This is a genomic window from Clostridium tyrobutyricum, assembly GCF_019144085.1.
Classification (GTDB): Bacteria; Bacillota; Clostridia; order Clostridiales; family Clostridiaceae; genus Clostridium_B; species Clostridium_B tyrobutyricum_A.
In genome coordinates this window covers 1-506 of record NZ_JAHHUY010000098.1, presented here as the reverse complement: position 1 = coordinate 506, position 506 = coordinate 1, and the positions used below count along the sequence as shown (strand labels likewise).

Here is a 506-nt window from a genome sequence, read left to right as displayed (position 1 = left end):
CAAGAAATCTTTAATATAATTGAGCTTTTTACTTCTAAAAATACTATAAATTTTTATACTAATATTTTCGAAAATTTTGATTTATCTCCTCTGCCCGATAGGGTTCCTTCCAAATATGGACCTGTCGGTTTCTCAAGACACGCTCTTTTCAGAGCTTTCATAGTCATGAAATGTGAAAAATTTGCTCAAATTACTGATCTTAAAGATTTTTTAGAAAATAATTTAATCATTGCACAACTTTGCGGCTTTGATATTCTTAAACCACTTCCTTCATACAGAACTTTTCAAAGGTTCATAAAAAATATCGAAAACTCTTGCTTGAAAGAAATTATGAGACATCAAGTAAATACTCTCAAGGAACTTGGTTTTATAGACAATAACTTTATATCTGTTGATGCAACTCCAGTTAAAGCAAACACTAAACTTAATAACCCTAAATGCTTCGCATCAAATAAATTTTCAAAGAAGAATCATCCAAAGTCTGATAAAGATTGTAAACTTGGAGT

General features: G+C 29.6%; 1 protein-coding gene. It reads left to right on the top strand.

Translation table 11 applies throughout. From position 1 onward, the window contains the following. Positions 1–506 (top strand): transposase (locus KM800_RS15190; protein WP_217813831.1); only part of this gene is annotated, 506 nt, incomplete at both ends.